Genomic DNA, 16,976 nt, shown 5'->3' on the forward strand with positions numbered 1-16,976 from the left:
TACGGCATTGAGAAAGACGTGGGCTACATCTCCACCGGCGGCGGCGCGTTTCTGGAGGTGCTGGAAGGCAAGACGCTGCCGGCGTTAGAGCTGCTGGCGCGGCGCGCGGCTTGATGCCTTGGCTGGCGTGCCCCCACCCCAGCCCTCCCCCAGAGGGGGAGGGAGCCCACCGGGGACAAGCGCCCGCCAGCAGATTCCCCGCATTCGCCCCTTCCCCCGCTGGGGGAAGGCTGGGATGGGGGCTCCCCGATCCCATCTTTTCTTTGTTTGAACCACTGTCTGGAGACAACCCATGGCCCTCATTTCCCTTCGCCAACTGCTCGACCACGCGGCAGAACACCACTACGGCCTGCCGGCCTTCAACGTCAACAACATGGAGCAGGTGCAGGCCATCATGCAGGCGGCCGACCAGGTGAACAGCCCGGTCATCCTGCAGGGTTCGGCCGGTGCACGCTCTTACGCGGGCGAGCCCTTCCTGCGCCACCTGATTTCTGCGGCGATCGAGATGTACCCACACATTCCGGTGTGCATGCACCAGGACCACGGCGCCGCGCCCGCCATCTGCTTCCGTTCCATCCAGTCGGGCTTCAGCTCGGTGATGATGGACGGCAGCCTGTTGGCCGACGGCAAGACACCCGCCAGCTACGACTACAACGTGAGCGTAACGCGCCAGGTGGTCGACCTGGCGCACGCCTGCGGCGTGTCGGTGGAAGGTGAGCTGGGTTGTCTGGGTTCGCTGGAAACGGGCAAAGCCGGCGAAGAAGACGGCCACGGCGCCGAAGGCGTGCTGGACCATTCTTCGTTGTTGACCGACCCCGACGAGGCCGCCGACTTCGTGAGCAAAACCCAGGTGGACGCGCTGGCCATCGCCATCGGCACCAGCCACGGTGCCTACAAGTTCAGCAGCAAGCCCAGCGGCAAGGTGCTGCGCATTGACCGCGTGAAAGAGATTCACCAGCGCATTCCCAATGTGCACCTGGTCATGCACGGCTCCAGCAGCGTGCCGGAAGACTGGCTGGCCATCATCAACCAGTACGGTGGCGACATGGGCGTGACCTACGGCGTGCCGGTGGACGAAATCGTCGAAGGCATCAAGAACGGCGTGCGCAAGGTCAACATCGACACCGACCTGCGCATGGCCAGCACCGGTGCCATTCGCAAACACCTGGCCGAAGATCGCAAAAACTTCGACCCGCGCAAGTTCTACAAAGAAGCCACGAAGGCCATGCAAGCCATTTGCGCGGCGCGCTACGAAGCCTTCGGCGCCGCCGGCATGGCGAGCAAGATCACGCAGGTGTACAGCCTGGAGACGATGCAGAAGCGCTACGACAAGGGTGAGCTGGTGGCGAAAGTGGCCTGAGCAGTAACCCGCATGACAAGCGGCACGCAGGCCGCTGCGCTAGAGTGCGCCGATGAACCATACCCTCCGCGCCGATCCGTCGGTGATTGATTCGCGCCAGGCGGCCTGGCGGTTGCTGGTGGCCCTGGGGCTGGTGGTGCTGGGCAACAGCAGCATGTATGTGGTGTCGGTGGTGCTGCCCACGGTGCAGCTGGAATTCGGCATCGACCGCGCCAGTGCCTCGCTGCCGTACACCTTCATGATGGTCTGCCTGGGTGTGGGCGGTATCTGGACCGGGCGCATGGCCGACCGGCACGGGCTGATGAAGGTGCTCTGGCTGGGCGCGCTGGCGGTGGCGGGCGGCTTTGTCTGGGCCGCGCAATCCGGCAGCATCTGGACCTTTGGACTGGCCCACGGGCTGCTCGGTCTCCTGGGCGGCGCCTCGACCTTCGCACCGTTGTTGGCCGATACGTCCCAGTGGTGGAACCGCCGACGCGGCATTGCGGTGGCGATTTGCGCCAGTGGCAACTACATCGCAGGGGCCTTCTGGCCGCCCGTGGTGCAACACGGCATCGAGACCATCGGCTGGCGCCCCACCTACACGATCATGGGCGTGGTCTGCGGCCTGGGCATGCTGGCGCTGTCGGCGTTCATGCGCCAGCGACCGCCGCTGGCGCCGCCAGTGCCGGTGGACCCGACCGGGTCTGCGCCTGTCATGGACCGAAACCGTCCGTTCGGTCTGAGCCCCTCGCGAGCCCAGTGGCTGCTGTGCGTGGCCGGGGTGGGCTGCTGCGTGGCCATGTCGATGCCGCAGGTGCACATCGTGGCCTACTGCACCGACCTGGGTTTTGGCGCGGCGCGCGGCGCCGAGATGCTGTCGCTGATGTTGGCCAGCGGCATCGTCAGCCGCCTGGTGTCAGGCTTTGTCTGTGACCGCATCGGTGGCATCCGCACGCTGCTGCTGGGCTCTGCGCTGCAGGGTGTGGCGCTGCTGCTGTTCCTGCCGTTTGACGGCATGGTGCCGCTGTATGTGATCTCGGCCCTGTTTGGTCTGTTTCAAGGCGGCATCGTGCCGTCGTACGCCATCATCGTGCGCGAACACTTTCCGCTGCAGGAAGTGGGGGCCCGGGTCGGCGCGGTCATCATGGCCACGCTGCTCGGCATGGCGCTGGGCGGATGGCTCTCGGGCTGGATCTTTGACCACACGGGCAGCTACGACGCCGCCTTCATCAACGGCATCGCCTGGAACCTGCTGAACCTGGCCATCGCCGGCTGGTTGTACCGGCGCCTGCGCTCAAGCAAACGCCAACGCTGACGATCCGCTGGACAGCCGGCGCGACGTGTCTTGTTCCAGGATGCGGCGGAACCGGCTCCGCCGGGCCACTCGCATCGCCCCCTGGGGGGTGACGCCGCAGGCGGCGCGGGGGGCTGGATTCAGCGCCGGGCCGCCCCAAGCTGAATTCGCGCCCCCTCGGGGGGCAGCGACCCGCGCAGCGGCGGAGCGTGGGGGCGTGTCACTTGCTGCTCACATACTCCGCCACAGCAGCCATCTCCAACTCCGTCATCTTCTCTGCCACCACGTGCATCACCACGTTGTCGTTGGTGCGGTCGCGTTTGTTGAATGACTTCAGTTGCGTGTGGATGTAGCCCGAGAACTGGGTGGCCAGACGCGGCAGATTGGCTGCACCTTCGGCATTCATGCCGTGGCAGCTCACGCAGGCAGGCACGCCGCTGAACTTGTTGCCGTTGTGGTACACGTACCGGCCCATGGCGGCGAGCTGCGGGTCTTTGGCCTCTTCGCGGGGCAGGCTCATTTTTTCGTAGTATTTGCCCAGCGCCAGCATTTCGTCGGGTGTGAGCTTGGCCACCATTTCGTTCATGGCCGAACTCTTGCGCTTGCCCGTCTTGAAGGCATCGAGCTGCTTGGCCACGTACTCGGCGTTTTGACCCGCCAGACGTGGGAACACCTCGCTGGTGGACTCCCCTTGTGCGCCGTGGCACAGGAAGCAGGAGCCGCCCGCGATCTTCTTCGCGCGGGCTTCGTCAGCCTGCGCCCATGCGCCTGAGCTGCCCAGCAGCACAACAGTGACCAGTGCACGGCTGAGAAATGGAATTCGGGCTGCGTTCATGACATAACCTTTGACTGATATTTGAATGAAAAAAAAGCGCCCCGGTGCGGTGCCGGGACGCTTTAATAAGTTCATCAAGCCAGGGTGTCGGCCCAGATGTTGCGCGCCCAGGCGTGCGCGTAGCGACCTTCCAGTTCGCTGGCTGCGCTCGACACGCCACCCGAACCGGGCACCGTGAGCATCGTCTTCTTTTCGGCGTCGTAACGGTGCACGCTGGCCACGTGCACAACGTCTTCATCGGTCACGAAGCTGTAGCAGGTGTTGGCGTACAGGGGCAGGCTGGGTGGCTCTTTGCCCGCCAGCAGCGAGACCACCGCCGCCGCGCAGGTTTTGCCGTGCTGGTTGGCCATGTGGCCCGACTTGGGCATGCCCGGCGCGATCTGAATGGCATCGCCCAGCACGTGGATGTTTTTGTGCGCCTTGGACTCAAACGTCAGGAAGTCGACTTCGCACCAGCGGGCGTTGGCCGTGGCCAGACCGGTCTTGACCGCAATGTCGCCTGCGCGCATGTTGGGGACCACGTTGGCCACAGCCGCTTTGAAGTCGTCGTTGAACTCGAACTTCAAGGTGTTGGTGGTGGCGTCCACATCGGTCACCTTGTGCTTGGGGCGGTACTCGATCATGCCGTCGTAGTGGTCCTTCCAGGCCTTCATGAACAGGCCCTTCTTGGACTGGATGTCGTCGTTCGCGTCGAAGATCATCACCTTGCTCTTGGGCTTGGCCTTTTTGAAGTAGTTGGCCACCATGCAGGCGCGTTCGTAGGGGCCGGGGGGGCAGCGGTAGGGCGCCAGCGGGATGGAGAGCGCGTAGACGCCGCCGTCGGGCATGGCTTCCAGTTGCTTGCGCAGCGCCACAGTTTGCGCGCCAGCTTTCCAGGCGTGCAGCACCTTGTCCTTGGCGCCGGCCTTGGCCATGCCGGGCAGGCTGTCCCACATGAAGTCGATACCCGGCGACAGGATGAGGCGGTCGTAGGGCAGTTCACCGCCGCTGGCCAATTTGACCATGCGTTTTTCCGGGTCGATGCTGGCCACCATGTCGCGCACCACCTTCACGCCGTGGCGCTTGGTCAGGTTGTCGTAGGGCGTGGTGATGTCGGCCATGGTCTTGCTGCCCTGAATCACCAGGTTGGAGATGGGGCAGGAGATGAAGGCCTCGTTGGGCTCGATCAGGGTGACGTCGATCCCATGGTCAGAAAACATGCGCAGGTATTTGGCTGCGGTGGCACCACCGTAGCCGCCACCCACCACCACCACTTTGGCGCTGCTGCCGCCCATGCCGGCGCAACCGCCCAGCAAACCCAGACCAGCCACAGCCGAGCCAGCGCCCAGCGTTTGTACAAATTGACGACGTTTCATGGTGGGGCTCCTTATTTTTTCTGGGCGGCAAAGTAGGCGGCGATCTGCTGGATCTGCTCGTCAGAGTAGCCCTTGGAGATCTGGTGCATGATCGTTGCAGGCTTGCGACCGGTCTTGAAATCCATCATCTTCTGAATCAGTTCGTCTTTGTCCTTGCCGGCCAAAGCTTCGTTGCCTTGCAACGCCCGGCCATCGGTGCCATGGCAGTTGGCGCAGGCCGCGGCCCAGACGCGCACCTGGTTGACCTGGGCTTGCGCCCCCACGGCGGCGAGGCACAGGGCGCCCGCAGCCAGCCACTTGATCGATTTGACCATCGTCATCTCCAGAGGTTGGTTTGAATTGAATACCGTCTAAAACTGTAGCAGACCCCTGCAACCGCTATAAACATCAGTAATTCCGCATATTTAGATGTTTGATGCTAGCATCGCGCTCCCTGCGGTTCCAGCCCGTGAAAACCCTAGCGGATTTTTCGATTTTCGAGGCGTTCGAGTCAGGGTCAGGTCAGCTTGAAAAAGCACCGAACTGCGCAAAAAAACAGGATGCCCCAAGTGTGCGGTACGAACCGGATTCTGTGCTCAATGGCAAAGCCCATGGCCGCCGTTTGTCAGAATTTTGAGGGCATCCGGGTTTACACTAATCGTTATATCAGCATTCAATCATATAGTTGGTTGATCAAAATCAAACCTGACCGGAGAACCATTGGTGGATGAAATGCACGAGGTGTTTGAGTCTGTGGCGCGCTATTTCAGTGTGCTCGGCGAGCCCACGCGTTTGCGCATTCTGCACGCGCTCTGCCAGGAAGAGCGCTGCGTGAACGACATCCTCAAGGCCACGGGTCTGGCGCAGGCCAACGCATCGCGGCACCTGGGGTTGATGTACCAGGCTGGCATGTTGTCGCGCCGGCGCGAAGGCAACCAGATTTTCTACAAGGTCGCCGATCCGATGTATGTCGAGCTGTGCCGCTCGGTGTCGGTGCAGGTGGCCGGTCGCATTGAAAGTGCGGCCAGCGCCCGCGAGAGTTTCAACCATTTCGTCGATGACATGACACCCCGCCCAAGCCCGTCGGCGCGGGCCCCTCAAACAAACCCCCTCAACCAGAAGGAAAAAGCAAGTGTCTAAAGACCTGAGCGAAGTCATCGGGCGCGTCCTCCCCGCGCCTGAGAATCACCTGAGTGCCGAAAAGCTTGAAGAGGCCCGCAAAGCGCGCCGCAGCTTCATGGGCAAAGCCCTGGCCATGGGCGCTGGCGTGGCCACCACGGCCACCGCCGCCACCCGCGCCATGGCGGCCGAGGGTGAGGACGTCATTTTGAAGCTGCCCGAGCACACCGTGGGCCTGGGTCAGCCCGTGGCCATGGAAGGCTACGGCAAGCCCAGCAAGTGGGAGGCCAACCTGCAGCGCCGCGAAAGCCCGGGCCTGACCCGCGTGTCGCAAGCTTCGGTCAGTTTCACCCCGCTGCAAGGGTTGTTCGGCATCATCACCCCCAGTGGCTTGCACTTTGAGCGTCACCACCAGGGCTGGTGGGACATTGACCCCAGCAAGCACCGCTTGATGATCAATGGTCTGGTGAAGCGCGAGCGCGTGTTCACCATGGACGACCTGATGCGTTTGCCCAGCGTGTCGCGCATCCACTTCATTGAATGCGGTGCCAACTCGGCACCCGAGTGGGGCAACGTGGCCCTGCCGTCGGTGCAGTACACCCACGGCATGGTCAGCTGCTCGGAATTCACCGGCGTGCTGCTGTCGACGCTGCTGGAAATGTGCGGTGTTGACAAGAAGAAGGGCAAGTACGTGTTGGCCGAAGGCGCTGATGGCTCCTCCATGACCCGCACCATCGACATGGAGCGCGCCATGGACGACTGCATCGTGGCCTGGGCCATGAACGGTGAAATGCTGCGTCCCGAGAACGGTTATCCGCTGCGTCTGGTGGTGCCGGGCATTCAAGGTGTGAGCTGGGTCAAGTACCTGCGCCGCATTGAAGTGGGCGATCAGAAGTACGCCACCAAAGACGAAGCGGTTCACTACATCGACCACATGCCCGATGGCACGCACCGCCAATACACCGGCATTCAGGAATGCAAGTCGGTCATCACCACGCCTTCGGGCAGCCAGACGCTGCTCGACAAAGGCTTCTACAACATCACGGGCCTGGCCTGGTCGGGTCGCGGTGCCATCAAGCGGGTGGACGTGAGCGTGGACGGTGGACGCAACTGGCGCACAGCACGCATGGAAGGCCCCGTGCTGCCCAAGGCACTGACCCGCTTCAACATCGACTGGGTGTGGGACGGCAAGCCCGCCATCTTGCAGAGCCGTGCCATCGACAGCACTGGCTATGTGCAACCCAAGATCAACCAGTTGCGTGCCGTTCGCGGCACCAAGTCCGTGTACCACCAAAACGCCATTCAGTCCTGGAAAGTGTCTGAGAACGGCGAAGTCTCCAACGTGCAGGTGTTCTGATGAAATCCCTCTTCAAAATCTCCACCCCCGCAGCCGTCGTGACTCTGGCGCTGGCCCTGTTGGGCTCCAGCGCTGCCGTGGCCCAGACCAAGCCCTGGCACAACATCGGTCGCGACGCCACGCCCGCCGAAGTGAAGGCCTGGGACATTGATGTGCGTCCCGACTTCAAGGGCCTGCCTGCCGGCGCCGGCAGCGTAGCCAAAGGCGAAGAAGTGTGGGAGGCCAAATGCGCCTCTTGTCACGGCAGCTTTGGCGAGTCCAACGAAGTGTTCACCCCCATTGTGGGCGGCACCACCAAGGCCGACATTGAGCGCGGCCGCGTGAAAAACCTGGAAGAGGGCGGCAGCTTTCCCCAGAAGACCACGCTCATGAAAGTGGCCACGCTGTCCACCATCTGGGACTACATCAACCGCGCCATGCCGTGGAACGCGCCCAAGACCCTGACCACCGACGAGGTGTATGGCGTGACCGCCTACATTCTGAGCCTGGCAGAAATTGTGCCCGCAGACTTCACCCTGAGCGATAAAAACATCGCCGAAGTGCAAAAGCGCATGCCCAACCGCAACGGCATGGTGTTCTATGAGCCGCTGTGGAAAGCCAACGGCAAAGGCGACGTGAAAAATGTGGCCTGCATGAAGGACTGTCCGGTGGAGAGCACCATCCGTTCCTTCCTGCCCGACTTTGCCCGCGACGCGCACGGCAACATCGCCGAGCAAAACCGCATCATTGGCCCGGTGCGTGGTGCCGATACCAGCAAGCCAGCGCCCAAAGGTCCTGTAGGCTCTTCGGCATTGCCCGCACCCGTGGTGGTGGCCGTTGCACCGGCTGCCGGTGGCAGCGATCCCAAAGTCTTGCTCAATGCCAACAGCTGTACCGCATGCCATGGCATGAAAAACAAAGTGGTCGGCCCAGGCTTCAATGAGATCGCAGCCAAGCACAAAGGCCGTGCCGACGCCGAGGCGTATTTGGTCGACAAGATCAAAAACGGTGGTTCGGGCGTGTATGGTGCTGTCCCGATGCCGGCCCAGCCCCAGCTGAAAGATGCCGAGGCCAAAGCGATCGCACAGTGGATCGCTGCCGGCGCCAAATAAACCGGGGCCAAGCCCAGCTGGTCTGGAACTCCCGATCTGCTGGTGCTTCAAAATATCAGCATTTACTCGTAAACCCCAACCCGCTTCCAACCTAGGAGACCTTAAGCTATGAAATTGATGACGAAACAACTGGTTCTCGCTGCCGCCACGCTGCTGACCGTGACGGGTGCAAGTGCAATGGACGCTGCTGCGGCCAAAGCGCTGGCATCCAAGAGCGCTTGCCTGGCGTGCCATGCGGTGGACAAGAAGCTGGTCGGTCCGTCTTACAAAGACGTGGCCGCCAAGCACAAGGGTCAAGCCGATGCCGAAGCCAAAGTGGCTGCACGCATCAAGTCGGGTGGTTCTGGCATGTATGGTCCTATCCCCATGCCTGCACAGCCCAATCTGAAAGACGACGAGCTGAAATTGCTCGCCGCCTGGATTCTTGCCGGTGCCCCCGACAAGTAAATATTCAACGCCTTTTCTTTTTTTCCAGGAGCTCAACATGAACAACTCACGCCGTGTCGCCCTCAAGACCACCGGGGCGTTCGCCACGCTGGTGTCGCTGGGCATCATCACCCAGAGTCAGGCCCAGGCCGCTGTGGATCGCACCAGCTTCCAGGTCAAGACGTTGGAAGACGCACTCAAAGCCATCGGTGGCACCGCCGCCACCAGCGACCAGGTTTCCGTGGTGTCCCCCGACATTGCTGAAAACGGCGCCGTGGTGCCCGTGGGCGCCACCAGCAAGCTGCCCAACACCACCGAGATGTACCTGATCGTCGAGAAGAACCCAACGCCGCTGTCGGCTGGTTTCATGATTCCCGCCGGTACCGTGGCTGACGTGCAAACCCGTTTGAAGATGGGCCAGAGCACCAACGTGATTGCCGTGGTCAAGGCCGACGGCAAGCTGTTCTCGGCCACCAAAGAAACCAAAGTGACCCTGGGTGGCTGCGGCGGCTGATAGCCCCCGTCTACCGGCTCACCACACAACCCATTCATTGAAAATTTAGGAGTCCATCATGGCAGATCCGATGCGCATCCGTGCCGCCCTCGCTGGCGATGAAACCACCGTTCGCGTGCTCATGTCCCACCCCATGGAAGCAGGCACCCGCAAAGACGCGGCCGGCGCCACCATCCCTGCTCACTACATCCAGGATGTGGAAGCCACCAGCAACGGCAAGACCGTGCTCAAGGCCATGTTCAGCGGCGCCGTGTCGCAAAACCCTTTCTTGTCCTTCAAGTTCAAGGGCGCGGCCAAGGGCGACAAAGTCGTGGTGAAGTGGGTCGATAACAAGGGCGACACCCGCACCGACGAAGCCGCCATCGCCTGATTGGCGCATGGTGCAAACGGCCAGCCTGCAAAGTCTGGCCGTTTTTGATTTTTCACTGCAAAAGAAGGAGACTCCAGATGAAGAAATCCGTGGCCAAACGCCTGCTTGTGCTGTCTGCCGTGATGTCCGTTGGGCTGACCGCCGCACACGCACAGGGCACTGCCGCTGAGGGCATCGCCAAATACCGCGAGATGCTCGCTGATGGCAATCCCGCCGAGTTGTTTGAAATGAAGGGCGAAGAGCTCTGGAAGCAAAAGCGTGGCCCGAAGAATGTCTCGCTGGAGCAATGCGATCTGGGCAAAGGCCCTGGTGTGATTGCGGGGGCCTTCGTGGAATTGCCTCGCTATTTCAACGACACCGGCCGTGTCCAGGACCTCGAAACCCGCTTGATCACCTGCATGGAAACCTTGCAGGGTTTCAACGCAGCCGAGATTGCCAAGACACCTTTTGGCCGAGGCGAAATGGCCAATGTGACGGCGCTGGCCACCTATGTGGCCACCGCATCCAAAGGCATGCGCTTCAACCTGCCTCAGGCACACGAGCAAGAGAAAACCATGTTTGAGGTGGGCAAGCGCCTGTTCTTCGCGCGCGGTGGTCCGCACGACTTTGCCTGCTCGTCCTGCCACGGCGTGGATGGCGGGCGCATCCGCCTGCAAGATCTGCCCAACCTGACCAAAAACCCGGGTGATGGCGTGGGGTTTGCAGCCTGGCCTGCTTACCGTGTGTCCAACTCCCAGATGTGGGGCATGCAGTTGCGTTTGAACGACTGCTACCGCCAGCAGCGCTTTCCCGAACCCAAGTTCGGCAGCGACGCCACCATCGCTTTGGGTGTGTACATGGGCGTCAACGCCAAGACCGCCGAATCCATCGTGCCGGCCATCAAGCGCTGATCAGGAGACACCGACATGAAAACCACCATGAAATTCGCACTTCTCCCCCTGGCTGCTCTGGTGCTGGCCGGTTGCACCTCTTCACCCTCGGGTGCCGACTACGACAAGATCACCGCCGATGTGGTGAAAGCTTCGTTTCAGGACCGCGGCATTGCCAAGCTCGACCGCCTGCAGCAAGACGATGCCAACCGCGAGTGCAGCGCTGCCGACGTAGCGGGCAAGCCTCTGGATGAAAAGGTGGCCAAGGCCATCGAAGAAGCCAACCTCAAGACCGTGAAGTGGCCCAGCGACGGCAAGTTTCTGGGCGACTGGAAAGAAGGCGAGAAAATTGCCCAAAGCGGTCGCGGCCTGACCTGGAGCGACAAGGCAGACGCAGCCAACGGCGGCAATTGCTACAACTGCCACATGATCAGCCAAGCCGAAATTTCCTTCGGCAATCTCGGCCCCAGCTTGTACAACTACGGCAAGCTGCGTGGCGTGACCGACCCGAACGCTGCCGCCTCCAAAGCCATCGTCGAATACACCTGGGGCAAGTTGTGGAACGCACGCGCGTACAACGCATGCTCGCAAATGCCACGCGCAGGCCACATGGGCATCTTGAGCGAAAAGCAGATTCAGCACGTGATGGCGCTGCTGCTCGACCCCGCTTCGCCGGTCAACAAGTGACAGGACGGTGCGCGCAGGGCGCCTGACCTGCGCGCATGGCCCAACCCGCCTGGGCGGGTTGGGCCGATCGGCAAAAAAATTTGACGCAAATATCAGTAATCAATTGTTAAGGAATGTTTATGAGCTTCAGTCGTCGTGAATTCATGCAGGTGCTTGCCGTGGCCAGCGCGACCGGCCTGGCCATCAGCCACAAAGAGGTTCTGGCTGCCGCTCCCGGCGCGGGTGAGCGTTTGTACGACGTGCCCAAGTTCGGCAACGTGAGCTTTTTGCACTTCACCGACTGCCACGCTCAGTTGCAGCCCATTTATTTCCGGGAGCCCAACGTGAACCTGGGTGTGGCCGAGGCGCTGGGTCGCCCGCCGCACATCGTGGGCGAGGGCTTGCTCAAGCATTATGGTTTCAAGCCCAATTCGGCGTCGGCGCACGCATTCACCTACCTGAACTTCTCGCAAGCCGCCAAGACCTACGGCAAGGTCGGTGGCTTTGCCCACCTGGCCACACTGGTCAAGCAGCTCAAGGCCAGCCGCCCCCATGCGCTGCTGCTCGACGGTGGCGACACCTGGCAGGGCAGTGCCACCTCGCTGTGGACCAACGGCCAGGACATGGTGGACGCCTGCAAGCTGCTGGGCGTGAACATGATGACGCCGCACTGGGAGTTCACCTTCGGCGCCAAGCGGGTGCAAGAGATCGTCGAGAAAGATTTCAAAGGCCATATCGACTTCCTGGCCCAGAACGTTCAGACGTCCGACTTCGGCGACCAGGTGTTTGCGCCGTATTCCATGCGCGAAATGAACGGCGTGAAGCTGGCCGTGATTGGCCAGGCGTTCCCGTACACCCCCATTGCCAACCCGCGCCACATGGTGCCCGACTGGTCGTTCGGCATCCAGGACGAGCACATGCAGAAGATGGTGGACGAAGCCCGCAGCAAGGGTGCGCAGGTGGTGGTGGTGCTGTCGCACAACGGCATGGACGTGGACATCAAGATGGCCTCGCGCGTGCGCGGCATCGACGCCGTGCTGGGTGGCCACACCCACGACGGCATGCCCGCCCCCGTGGTGGTGAAAAACAGCGGTGGCCAGACGCTGGTGACCAACGCCGGCTCCAACAGCAAGTTCCTCGGCGTGCTCGACTTTGACGTGCGCGGCGGCAAGGTGCAGGACTTCCGCTACAAGCTGCTGCCCGTGTTCTCCAACCTGCTGCCGGCCGACAAAGAGATGCAGGCGCTCATCGACAAAGTGCGTGCGCCTTACAAAGACAAGCTGGAAGAAAAACTGGCTGTGACCGAAGACCTGCTGTACCGCCGTGGCAACTTCAACGGTTCGTGGGACCAGGTCATTTGCGATGCGCTGATGGATGTGAAGGGTGCCGACATGTCGTTCTCGCCCGGTGTGCGCTGGGGCACTTCGCTGCTGCCCGGCGACGTGATCACCTACGAGCGCATGATGGACCAGATGGCGCTGACCTACCCGGCCACCACGCTCAACGAGTTCACCGGCACACAGATCAAGGAAATTCTGGAAGACGTGGCCGACAACCTGTTCAACCCCGACCCGTATTACCAGCAGGGTGGCGACATGGTGCGCATCGGCGGCATGCAGTACAGCTGCACCCCCGGTGCTGCCGCGGGCAAGCGCATCAACAACATGATGCTCAAGGGCAAGCCGATTGATGCCGACAAAAAGTACAAAGTGGCCGGTTGGGCTTCGGTGCAAGAAGGCGTGCAGGGCGAGCCTATCTGGGACTTGGTGTCGGGCTACCTGCGCGACAAAAAAGTCATCAAAGGCGTCAAAATCAACACCCCCACCATCATCGGCATGGAAGGCAACCCCGGGATAGCCGCCTGATCTGGCAAAAGGGGTTCCATGCGGCGTCTGGACTGCAAAGTTCAGGCGCCTTTTTACGAGCCCACCCGGTACCCAACCCCATGAGCAAGGCCTTTACCCGCGAGTCCGACCAAGACGAAGACGGCGATTTGCCGGTGGTCGCACCTGCGCCCACCGGCAAAAACTACATCACGCGCGTGGGCTACGAACGCTTGCGCGCGGAGCTCTTCACCTTGATCGACGAAGAGCGTCCGAAAATGGTGGAGATCGTGCACTGGGCCGCCAGCAACGGCGACCGGTCGGAAAACGGCGATTACTTGTATGGCAAAAAACGGCTGCGCGAGATCGACCGGCGCATTCGATTTTTGACGCAGCGGCTGGAAATCGCCGAGGTGGTGGATGCCTCGGTGCACCACGGTGGCGACCAGGTGTTTTTTGGTGCCACCGTGACCTACGCCGATGGCAGTGGGCAGGACACCACCGTCACCATTTTGGGCATTGACGAAGTGGAGAGTGCGCGCGGTGAAATCAGTTGGGTGTCGCCCGTGGCGCGAGCGCTCACCAAGGCCCGTGTCGGCGATGTGGTGCGGCTGGCGGTGCCCGGCGGTGTGCAAGAGCTGGAGGTTTTGGCGGTTCAATACCCGGATCCGACACCTTGATACCGTGGGTGTACCCACGGTATACCCACGGTGCAGCCGGTGGGGCCGCTTCAGCCCTGTTCGGCGTGAAGGGCTTGTGGGCGGCAGGCGGCGCAACTGATGGTACCCAGCCGCTGGTGGTACAGCACGGTGACACCCGCTTCGATTTCCGCTCCGCAGTGGTCGCACATGGACCCCACCGCCAGGACCTCTTCGGCAAAACCTTCCTGTCGCATCTCGACCCGCCCTTGATTTTGGCGGTGACCTGCCTGTTCCTTCACGATGTCCGGGCGGTAAGGCTCCTCAAACGCCGTCCAGCGGCGGATCTGGTCGTCGCTCAGACCGTGTTGTTCGAGCGTTTCGATCATCAGGTGCTGGCGGTGGTCGAACAATGCATCGGAAATCACCATCCAGTGGTGGGCGTTGAGGGGGTTGTCCCCAAAATACACATCGTCCCCGGTCATGGACTCGTACAAAAACGCGTACTGTTTGCCCGCCACATGGTCGGGCGTGGTGTTGTGGAAATAAGGCGCCAGCCGTTCGTCGGCAAACACCTTGGCATAAAAAGCATCCAGCACTTGCCGAACCTGCTTGCCATGGCCCAACTCGGCCCACAGGCTTGGGTCTTGAGGTGGGCTTGGAACTTCGGATCGGCGGTGACCGGTGGCCTGCGTGTCAAGTTGCTTCAGCGACGGACCGGCGGCCAACGTGGCCGAAGCCTGGGTGGCAGACCCTTTGGGCGCCACGCGCATGTCAGCCTCGGGGTAACACACGCAAGGCAAGAACAGGCCCAGGTCTTTTTGCACCTGGGTCAACCCCCGTTGTGCCCGCGCCGGCACGGGACTGCCCGTGCTTTGCATCATGCAGGTGTGGCAACTGCCGCCCCGGCACGAGAACGGAACGTTCAAGCCCAAACGCAGGCTGGCTTCAAGCACGGTTTCCAGTGGACGAACTCGGATGGTGCCCAGTTGGGTGTGATGAACTTGGTAGATATCGGGCATAAATCGTAAAAATCGACGAGAAAAAACCGAAAAAATGTAAGCAGAATTCTTGTGCTGCCAAGATAGATTACAGTGCTTTGAACCGATTCGATGAGGCGAGCGACCCGAGCGCCTGTCTAAATTTTTATTACTTAAATATTCATAAAGCATTTCAACATGAGCACACTCAACCAGCAACTCAACACCGCTGCCGCCTCCATTCCGGAGTGTTTGGCCGCCGGATATGTGGACATCGCTTCCGGCATGCTGCTGGGCGTCAAGACGGTGGACTCTCACCCCTCTGAGGTTCTGGATTTGGTGGCCGCGGCCACCGCCGACATGTTTGCCGGCCCCAACGTGTCGATGATTGAAAAACTGTTCAAAAAGTCGCGCGGTGTGGCCAACGACAACCACCACTACTTTCAGGAAATCATCGTCAACAGCGACAACTTGCTGCATGTGTTCATGCGGGGCAAGCGCTACCCCGATTACGTGGCGGTGTTTGTCTGCCGCAAGTCGGCCAACCTGGGCATGGCCTTGACCAAAGCGCGCATGGCCATGCCCGAGCTGGAAGCCTGTTTCTGATGGGACAGGGTTTTTTTCTTCCAGGCTCCTTTAAAAAAATGTTGCAACAACATGCAGGTTGATTCGCCTCCGTACGCTGGTTTGTCCCTGCACCGTTTTGGTGTGGCTTTTGGACAGCGGGTGGTGCTGGCAGATGTGACGTTGCAACTGTCCCCGTCGGGCATTGATGTGCTGATGGGGCCTGTCAAAACAGGCAAGTCGTCGTTGCTTCGCACGCTCGCGGGCTTGTACGAAGGCCATGCCATGCACCGCACCTGGGGTTCGGCCAGTTTGGGCGGAGAGCCTTTGGGGCCCAACAACCGGCCAGCGTTGGTGCAGCAGCAGGTGCGCTTGCTGGACCAAACCCTGTTGCAGGTCTTGCGCCATGCCTTGCCGGCCGACGGTCAGCGCAGCATGGTCGAGTGGCGTGCATGGGCGGCAGCCTTGCTGGCCGAACACGGCTTGGCCGACTGGGTGGATCAGCTGGATGTCACGCTGATGAACTGCACGCCGCGCATGCAGCGCACCACCTTGGTACTGATGAAGGTGGCGACACGGCCGCGCTTGCTGATGGTGGACGAACCTACCGCTGGTCTGAAGGGGTTTGAGGCCGACGCCATGGTGCAGTGGCTGCGTGAACTGGGCGCTCGCTGCAAGTTGTTGGTCAGTTTGCACAACCAGCGACAGGCGCGTGCACTGGCCACCACAGTGGTTTTGTTGGGGGGCGGGCGGGTGCTGGCGCAGCAGCCCGTGGAAGCATTTTTCACCCAGCCTGCCAACGATCTGGTGCGGCAATTCGTGCAAACCGGCAGTTTGTCGCTCCCGTCGCCCGACGCCCATCCGGGTGACCTGGAGACAGGTACACCTCTGCCGCCGCCCTTGCCGCCAGAAGCCGTGCTGTCCACCGCTGCAGCCGCTCTGCCTACCGCAAGCCCTGCCGCCTTGCCCCAATCCCCGTTCTTTCCACCGCTGATTTTGCCGCGCATGTCCGGGCGGGTGTCGGCACCTCTTCCGGCTTCAGTACCTGCACCGGCCGTTGCTTCCCCGGTTGCCGCGCCTGCACCGGTGTTGTCGGCGTCAACCGCACCCGCCGTGCCCAGGCCCAGTGGCGCACCGCTGGTGGCCGACGCCATTGCCGTGGGTGCGGCAGCGGCTCCGTCTGCACGCGTGCCAACGCCCTTGCCGTTGCCTATGCGCCAGGGGGTTGAATTGGCCAGCACGGTGGGCAAGGTGTTTGTCAGTGAGTCGCGTGGGCCGCAAGGTTTTCGTTGGGCCGTACCGGGCATGTTGGCCGGCACGCCGCAACCGGGTGTGGTCGCGCCTGTGGACCACGATCTGATGCTGTTGCGCCAGGTGGGCATTACCCATCTCATCACGCTCACTGAGGACGACATGGACCAAGACGCGCTGGCCCGCTATGGCCTCAAGAACACCCATTTGTCGATCTTTGACCGCAAGGCGCCTTCGGCCTCGCAAATGCACATGCTGCTGGTGCGCATGCAGCGCCTGATGGAAGCGGGCGAGGTGCTGGCGGTGCACTGCAAAGCCGGGTTGGGCCGCACGGGTCTGGTGCTGGCGACTTGGCTGGTGCGCGATGGGGGCTTGAGTGCCGAAGCCGCCATTGACCGACTGCGCAAGATCAACCCCGGGTATATCCAGAGTGACGAACAGCTGGCTTTTCTGCACCATTACGAAGCCGATATTCTGCGTCGACTGATCTGAAGGCTGAAGGTCGA

19 protein-coding genes are annotated in these 16,976 nt (G+C 61.7%); 15 read left to right on the forward strand and 4 right to left on the reverse strand.

Annotated elements, in window-relative coordinates:
• From Q7J58_RS00975 to Q7J58_RS00985, 3 genes are all read left to right on the forward strand, one after another.
• On the forward strand, window positions 1-114 hold a 114-nt coding region (locus tag Q7J58_RS00975; RefSeq protein ID WP_304822215.1), incomplete at its 5' end, for a phosphoglycerate kinase.
• 178 nt (window positions 115-292) lie between these two features.
• Window positions 293-1,360 (forward strand): class II fructose-bisphosphate aldolase, encoded by a 1,068-nt coding sequence (gene fba / locus Q7J58_RS00980; protein WP_304822123.1) that lies wholly within the window; start codon window positions 293-295, stop codon window positions 1,358-1,360.
• A 52-nt stretch (window positions 1,361-1,412) separates the two neighbouring features.
• Window positions 1,413-2,654, forward strand: coding sequence for an MFS transporter (locus Q7J58_RS00985; protein WP_304822126.1), 1,242 nt, complete (start codon window positions 1,413-1,415; stop codon window positions 2,652-2,654).
• Between the two features lie 199 nt (window positions 2,655-2,853).
• Here Q7J58_RS00985 and Q7J58_RS00990 read toward each other — a convergent pair whose 3' ends face one another.
• The 3 genes from Q7J58_RS00990 to Q7J58_RS01000 all read right to left on the reverse strand — a co-directional run bounded on the left by Q7J58_RS00990 (window position 2,854) and on the right by Q7J58_RS01000 (window position 5,137).
• Window positions 2,854-3,468: a c-type cytochrome gene (locus Q7J58_RS00990; RefSeq protein ID WP_304822129.1), complete on the reverse strand. Its 615-nt coding sequence runs from the start codon at window positions 3,466-3,468 to the stop codon at window positions 2,854-2,856.
• Window positions 3,469-3,542: 74 nt separating this feature from the next.
• On the reverse strand, window positions 3,543-4,823 hold the full coding sequence (locus Q7J58_RS00995; RefSeq protein ID WP_304822131.1) for an NAD(P)/FAD-dependent oxidoreductase: 1,281 nt from the start codon (window positions 4,821-4,823) through the stop codon (window positions 3,543-3,545).
• Window positions 4,824-4,834: 11 nt separating this feature from the next.
• On the reverse strand, window positions 4,835-5,137 hold the full coding sequence (locus tag Q7J58_RS01000; protein ID WP_304822134.1) for a c-type cytochrome: 303 nt from the start codon (window positions 5,135-5,137) through the stop codon (window positions 4,835-4,837).
• Between the two features lie 397 nt (window positions 5,138-5,534).
• On the opposite strand from Q7J58_RS01000, the gene Q7J58_RS01005 reads away from it, so the two are divergent.
• The 10 genes from Q7J58_RS01005 (at window position 5,535) to greB (ending at window position 13,717) form a co-directional block, all read left to right on the forward strand.
• A complete protein-coding gene (locus Q7J58_RS01005) occupies window positions 5,535-5,942 on the forward strand; it encodes a metalloregulator ArsR/SmtB family transcription factor (protein ID WP_304822218.1) in 408 nt (135 codons plus the stop codon).
• Entirely contained in the window at window positions 5,935-7,278 is a 1,344-nt protein-coding gene (gene soxC / locus Q7J58_RS01010) for a sulfite dehydrogenase (protein ID WP_304822136.1), read from the forward strand. The genes Q7J58_RS01005 and soxC overlap by 8 nt, the downstream gene beginning before the upstream one ends.
• Complete coding sequence (locus tag Q7J58_RS01015; protein WP_304822139.1) at window positions 7,278-8,369, forward strand: c-type cytochrome; 1,092 nt, start codon at window positions 7,278-7,280, stop codon at window positions 8,367-8,369. The genes soxC and Q7J58_RS01015 overlap by 1 nt, the downstream gene beginning before the upstream one ends.
• 117 nt (window positions 8,370-8,486) lie before the next feature.
• Window positions 8,487-8,816: a c-type cytochrome gene (locus Q7J58_RS01020; RefSeq protein ID WP_304822221.1), complete on the forward strand. Its 330-nt coding sequence runs from the start codon at window positions 8,487-8,489 to the stop codon at window positions 8,814-8,816.
• 37 nt (window positions 8,817-8,853) lie between these two features.
• Complete coding sequence (soxY, locus tag Q7J58_RS01025) at window positions 8,854-9,309, forward strand: thiosulfate oxidation carrier protein SoxY (RefSeq protein WP_304822142.1); 456 nt, start codon at window positions 8,854-8,856, stop codon at window positions 9,307-9,309.
• Window positions 9,310-9,367: 58 nt separating this feature from the next.
• The gene (soxZ, locus tag Q7J58_RS01030; protein WP_304822145.1) at window positions 9,368-9,679 is read left to right on the forward strand and encodes a thiosulfate oxidation carrier complex protein SoxZ; all 312 of its coding nucleotides are present in this window, start codon (window positions 9,368-9,370) and stop codon (window positions 9,677-9,679) included.
• A 77-nt stretch (window positions 9,680-9,756) separates the two neighbouring features.
• Window positions 9,757-10,569: a sulfur oxidation c-type cytochrome SoxA gene (soxA, locus tag Q7J58_RS01035; RefSeq protein WP_304822148.1), complete on the forward strand. Its 813-nt coding sequence runs from the start codon at window positions 9,757-9,759 to the stop codon at window positions 10,567-10,569.
• 15 nt (window positions 10,570-10,584) lie between these two features.
• Window positions 10,585-11,235 (forward strand): sulfur oxidation c-type cytochrome SoxX, encoded by a 651-nt coding sequence (soxX, locus tag Q7J58_RS01040; RefSeq protein ID WP_304822151.1) that lies wholly within the window; start codon window positions 10,585-10,587, stop codon window positions 11,233-11,235.
• A 119-nt stretch (window positions 11,236-11,354) separates the two neighbouring features.
• On the forward strand, window positions 11,355-13,079 hold the full coding sequence (gene soxB, locus Q7J58_RS01045; RefSeq protein WP_304822154.1) for a thiosulfohydrolase SoxB: 1,725 nt from the start codon (window positions 11,355-11,357) through the stop codon (window positions 13,077-13,079).
• Between the two features lie 80 nt (window positions 13,080-13,159).
• On the forward strand, window positions 13,160-13,717 hold the full coding sequence (gene greB / locus Q7J58_RS01050; protein ID WP_304822157.1) for a transcription elongation factor GreB: 558 nt from the start codon (window positions 13,160-13,162) through the stop codon (window positions 13,715-13,717).
• A 50-nt stretch (window positions 13,718-13,767) separates the two neighbouring features.
• Here greB and Q7J58_RS01055 read toward each other — a convergent pair whose 3' ends face one another.
• On the reverse strand, window positions 13,768-14,697 hold the full coding sequence (locus Q7J58_RS01055) for a 2Fe-2S iron-sulfur cluster-binding protein (RefSeq protein WP_304822160.1): 930 nt from the start codon (window positions 14,695-14,697) through the stop codon (window positions 13,768-13,770).
• 156 nt (window positions 14,698-14,853) lie between these two features.
• On the opposite strand from Q7J58_RS01055, the gene Q7J58_RS01060 reads away from it, so the two are divergent.
• Window positions 14,854-15,261, forward strand: a complete 408-nt coding sequence (locus Q7J58_RS01060) for a hypothetical protein (RefSeq protein WP_304822163.1) — start codon at window positions 14,854-14,856, stop codon at window positions 15,259-15,261.
• 51 nt (window positions 15,262-15,312) lie between these two features.
• A complete protein-coding gene (locus tag Q7J58_RS01065; protein WP_304822165.1) occupies window positions 15,313-16,962 on the forward strand; it encodes a dual specificity protein phosphatase family protein in 1,650 nt (549 codons plus the stop codon).
• Window positions 16,963-16,976 lie beyond the last annotated feature (14 nt).

The organism is Hydrogenophaga sp. (assembly GCF_030656115.1).
In the GTDB taxonomy this organism is placed as follows: domain Bacteria; phylum Pseudomonadota; class Gammaproteobacteria; order Burkholderiales; family Burkholderiaceae_C; genus Hydrogenophaga.

What these genes read in the sequence shown, in the direction of transcription:
- soxX (WP_304822151.1), top strand. Translation starts at nt 10,585, where the DNA reads ATGAAAACCACCATGAAATTCGCACTTCTCCCCCTGGCTGCTCTGGTG.
- Q7J58_RS01055 (WP_304822160.1), bottom strand. Translation starts at nt 14,697, where the DNA reads ATGCCCGATATCTACCAAGTTCATCACACCCAACTGGGCACCATCCGA.
- Q7J58_RS01005 (WP_304822218.1), top strand. Translation starts at nt 5,535, where the DNA reads ATGCACGAGGTGTTTGAGTCTGTGGCGCGCTATTTCAGTGTGCTCGGC.
- Q7J58_RS01015 (WP_304822139.1), top strand. Translation starts at nt 7,278, where the DNA reads ATGAAATCCCTCTTCAAAATCTCCACCCCCGCAGCCGTCGTGACTCTG.
- Q7J58_RS01020 (WP_304822221.1), top strand. Translation starts at nt 8,487, where the DNA reads ATGACGAAACAACTGGTTCTCGCTGCCGCCACGCTGCTGACCGTGACG.
- fba (WP_304822123.1), top strand. Translation starts at nt 293, where the DNA reads ATGGCCCTCATTTCCCTTCGCCAACTGCTCGACCACGCGGCAGAACAC.
- soxY (WP_304822142.1), top strand. Translation starts at nt 8,854, where the DNA reads ATGAACAACTCACGCCGTGTCGCCCTCAAGACCACCGGGGCGTTCGCC.
- greB (WP_304822157.1), top strand. Translation starts at nt 13,160, where the DNA reads ATGAGCAAGGCCTTTACCCGCGAGTCCGACCAAGACGAAGACGGCGAT.
- Q7J58_RS00985 (WP_304822126.1), top strand. Translation starts at nt 1,413, where the DNA reads ATGAACCATACCCTCCGCGCCGATCCGTCGGTGATTGATTCGCGCCAG.
- Q7J58_RS00990 (WP_304822129.1), bottom strand. Translation starts at nt 3,468, where the DNA reads ATGAACGCAGCCCGAATTCCATTTCTCAGCCGTGCACTGGTCACTGTT.
- soxB (WP_304822154.1), top strand. Translation starts at nt 11,355, where the DNA reads ATGAGCTTCAGTCGTCGTGAATTCATGCAGGTGCTTGCCGTGGCCAGC.
- soxA (WP_304822148.1), top strand. Translation starts at nt 9,757, where the DNA reads ATGAAGAAATCCGTGGCCAAACGCCTGCTTGTGCTGTCTGCCGTGATG.
- Q7J58_RS00995 (WP_304822131.1), bottom strand. Translation starts at nt 4,823, where the DNA reads ATGAAACGTCGTCAATTTGTACAAACGCTGGGCGCTGGCTCGGCTGTG.
- Q7J58_RS01000 (WP_304822134.1), bottom strand. Translation starts at nt 5,137, where the DNA reads ATGGTCAAATCGATCAAGTGGCTGGCTGCGGGCGCCCTGTGCCTCGCC.
- Q7J58_RS01065 (WP_304822165.1), top strand. Translation starts at nt 15,313, where the DNA reads ATGCAGGTTGATTCGCCTCCGTACGCTGGTTTGTCCCTGCACCGTTTT.
- Q7J58_RS01060 (WP_304822163.1), top strand. Translation starts at nt 14,854, where the DNA reads ATGAGCACACTCAACCAGCAACTCAACACCGCTGCCGCCTCCATTCCG.
- soxZ (WP_304822145.1), top strand. Translation starts at nt 9,368, where the DNA reads ATGGCAGATCCGATGCGCATCCGTGCCGCCCTCGCTGGCGATGAAACC.